The sequence below is a fragment of the Moraxella sp. HMSC061H09 genome, assembly GCF_001809255.1.
GTDB lineage: Bacteria > Pseudomonadota > Gammaproteobacteria > Pseudomonadales > Moraxellaceae > Moraxella > Moraxella catarrhalis.
Genome location: NZ_KV796851.1, coordinates 888 through 4,054, shown reverse-complemented (window position 1 = coordinate 4,054; position 3,167 = coordinate 888). Strand labels below are relative to the sequence as shown.

The window sequence follows — 3,167 nt, the reverse complement described above, 5'->3', positions numbered from 1 at the left end:
GAGGGGGAATGCGATCAATATAAATAAAGTTAAAGCAAATGCACCAAAAGCCAATCAGGAAGAAGCTGATAAAATAGCCGTCTTATTCAATACAGGAAACTTGGAGGTTAACAAAGAGAACCTGGATTATCTTTATCAGATTAATACAAATAAAGACCTGACCATATTAGTTGAAGCAGATTATGTTGGTAAGGTTTTGATGACAGGTTTTCGGGAGTCTATTGAAGATGGTAGCGGCAATTTGAAAGTCACTGTAAGACCAATAAATTTGTTGAAATGGGCAGTTTTTGGGACGTTGACCTTGGTAAAAAGAACGAATGGAACTTATGGATTTTATGATGATACTTATAATTTTGAAATACACAATTCTTTAAGACCTGATGAATTACTTAGAAATGCAAACACTAAAATTGGAAGTCCTACTTGCGGATCCCTAAGTGGCTGTATTGGTTTTAACATTTCTTTTAACAAAACCAATTATAATCCAAAAAACATAATCAATTTAAGTGATTGACACCATGTTTAAACTGTTAAAATTATTACCTAAACTATCGCTTTTGTTACTCTGTTTTATACTGCTATGTATCACAATAGTCTTGTGCTATGAAAATCGAGAAATTAATTTGGGGGATGGTTATTATTTAAGTCAGTTTAGCCCTGATGAGAAATGGTATTTTTTGCACTCACGACAATCTAAAGAGCATCAATCCATGCCACCAGTTGGTATAATTGATTATTATAAAACAAAAGATTACTACATACTACATGGACTGTCCATTAAGTTATGTGATAAACAAGGGTTGTATTATTTGTGGTATGCAGACAAATATTATTATGTGATTAATAGACACTCGGACGGTTTGGATATTTTAAAAGGCGATCAGGCATTTGAAATTTTTAGCAATACGCACAATCTAGAACTAAAATCGTTTTCTATACCTGAAGCATTTGTGGAAAAAATCAGGCGTTCTCATGTGAATGCTGGCAAAGATGGATGTTTATATGATGAAATACAATAAAAACTATGCCTATGCAAGGTCAAATGTCACAAGTGCTGGTAGCAGCATCATCAAAACAACAGGTGATACTGCCAACATCACCACAGAAGGTTCAAACCTGTAGTCAGGGGGAGCAACAGCCATTGTGGCGACGGGGGTGTTAGCATCACCGAAGGTCGTGCTACCCAAAGCATGGATACTGCAAGTAAATTCAGTGATAAAGGCTTGGTGAGCAAAAAGACCACTCAAACACCCTAACCCAAGCACAAAAAAACAAACTCATCAATCAAGCCAAACTGATTGCAGGCATCACAGCAGTCATCACGGATAAAGATGCTAATGTTGCATCAGAGATGGCAGCGGAGGCGGTGAGGTGGAATGCGACTGGCAAGCATCCACAGCAACATAGAAAGCCTGACACTGTCACAGTTGGTGATATAATATCAGCAAACAAACAATATATCCTAATTGGAACAACTTTTATTCCTGTTGTCGGTGATATCCAAGGCTTTGTAGAGGCTCAAACTGCTGGCGATTATGTTTTTGCAACCATAGGTCTTATACCTGGTTTGGGGGATGTAGCTCAAAAAGCTCATAAAGCAAAAAAAGCTTATGATACTGCCAAATCCGCCAATGATGTGAAGGGCATAAAAAGTGCCATTCAAGAGGGTGTGGATGTTTTAAAGGCAGAAGGAAGAGCTGAAGCAGTTTCTGGTAGATCTGTTGCTAGTAGAATTAATATTGCTAATGGACGTACCGCTTATACACCTTTAAGAAGCAATGGTCATCCTGTCTCAGCAGGTTTTGATCATGTTCTTGAGGGCCATTTTAATAGCCCTTTGGCAAATAATAGGTCTGTATTTAGCATAACACCTGATGAGCTAAAGAGGATTTTATCTGACAAACATACAATTTCAAGTCCTGTTAGGCAGTTGGATGGAGGTCAATTTGAAAGAGTGGTTAATACTGGTCGGATTGTGGGTAAAGCCAGTCTTAATCAGGGGGGGAGGTGATACGACATACATCAAAATTTTAACAGATGTAAAAGGAAACCTTATTACCGTATATCCTATAAAGGGTGGTACACAATGAAAAAATATCAAACTTATAAATTGGTAAAAAAATCACTAATTAATAATTTTATACAGTGTATAGAGAGGTTAATTCAGAATAATGCCTGTAATCAAATTATTGCCGATGAGTTATTGAAATGGATTAATGATAATGAAGTTGAGTTAGTGGGCACTATTTTTGATAAAGTTTATGGTATTTTACAATATAAAGATTTAAATGTTTTGAATTACCCTATTTCTTATGCTAATCATATGGATATTGTACGCAGTCTAGAAAATTGCATAAAATTTAGAGCAAACACAGAAACATTAGCAATGATACTTAGGGATTGCTTGGAGAGTTTATTCTTTTTAGAGACAAACTTTATTTGTGCCAATTGCAAAACGAGTGGCTTAATAGTAGTTAAGGAAAAAGATCTTCTGTATGAATGTAGATCTTGCTCTTTTTTGCAAGATTTGAATGGATATAAATATACGCCCAGTGAGGTATTAACTATACCCACGATTTCAGATTTAAAACAAATTGGTCAATTGATAAAATGAGTCTAAATAGCCATAAGGAGTAGTATAGTCTTACCCTAGATGGTGCTAATTTAAGTACCAAACACCTAACTGGTACAGTTGGCGGTGATTTGATTGTTAAAAGCCGTCAAGACACTTATCAATACGCCCATGATCAAAAACAAGCAGGATTTAGTGCCGATGTTGGCTTTGATGGCAAACCCCATTTAGTATCAATGGTAGTAAAACCAATGTAGATGACTCAAACACCCTAACCCAAGCACAAAAAGACAAACTCATCAATCAAGCCAAACTGATTGCAGGCATCACCGCTGTCTTTGCTGGTGAAGATGTCAATGTGGCTGCTGGTGTGGCAGCGGAGGCAGTGGAGAATAATACTTTTGCAGAGATGTATCCCAATGAATGGGATGAAATCGTAAATAATACTGACGGCTCTTATGGTCTTGAGTTGCATGAAGCCATCAGTCGTAACAAGCAGTACATCTTAATCGGTACTAGCTTTATTCCTGTTGTCGGTGATATCCAAGGATTTGTTGAGGCCAAAACTGCTGGCGATTATGTTTTTGCAACCATA

General features: G+C 36.8%; 6 protein-coding genes and 1 pseudogene. 6 read left to right on the top strand and 1 reads right to left on the bottom strand.

Annotated features, from left to right (window positions below):
• Both HMPREF2573_RS09340 and HMPREF2573_RS05650 read left to right on the top strand, forming a co-directional pair.
• The coding region (locus tag HMPREF2573_RS09340) for a hypothetical protein (protein WP_070472868.1) at window positions 1–514 on the top strand (514 nt) is incomplete at its 5' end.
• Between the two features lie 4 nt (window positions 515–518).
• The gene (locus HMPREF2573_RS05650; protein ID WP_036335717.1) at window positions 519–1,019 is read left to right on the top strand and encodes a hypothetical protein; all 501 of its coding nucleotides are present in this window, start codon (window positions 519–521) and stop codon (window positions 1,017–1,019) included.
• Window positions 1,020–1,028: 9 nt separating this feature from the next.
• Here HMPREF2573_RS05650 and HMPREF2573_RS09335 read toward each other — a convergent pair whose 3' ends face one another.
• Complete coding sequence (locus HMPREF2573_RS09335; protein WP_168162418.1) at window positions 1,029–1,247, bottom strand: hypothetical protein; 219 nt, start codon at window positions 1,245–1,247, stop codon at window positions 1,029–1,031.
• On the opposite strand from HMPREF2573_RS09335, the pseudogene HMPREF2573_RS09820 reads away from it, so the two are divergent.
• The 4 genes and pseudogenes from HMPREF2573_RS09820 to HMPREF2573_RS09590 form a co-directional block, all read left to right on the top strand.
• Window positions 1,232–1,390, top strand: a pseudogene (locus HMPREF2573_RS09820) (VENN motif pre-toxin domain-containing protein); the annotation flags it as partial. The gene HMPREF2573_RS09335 and the pseudogene HMPREF2573_RS09820 overlap by 16 nt on opposite strands.
• A gap of 696 nt (window positions 1,391–2,086) precedes the next feature.
• The gene (locus HMPREF2573_RS05640) at window positions 2,087–2,614 is read left to right on the top strand and encodes a hypothetical protein (RefSeq protein ID WP_070472858.1); all 528 of its coding nucleotides are present in this window, start codon (window positions 2,087–2,089) and stop codon (window positions 2,612–2,614) included.
• 89 nt (window positions 2,615–2,703) lie between these two features.
• On the top strand, window positions 2,704–2,829 hold the full coding sequence (locus tag HMPREF2573_RS09200) for a hypothetical protein (RefSeq protein ID WP_120714995.1): 126 nt from the start codon (window positions 2,704–2,706) through the stop codon (window positions 2,827–2,829).
• A partial coding sequence (locus HMPREF2573_RS09590; protein WP_228141157.1) for a VENN motif pre-toxin domain-containing protein occupies window positions 2,805–3,167 on the top strand: 363 nt, incomplete at its 3' end. The genes HMPREF2573_RS09200 and HMPREF2573_RS09590, both read left to right, overlap by 25 nt.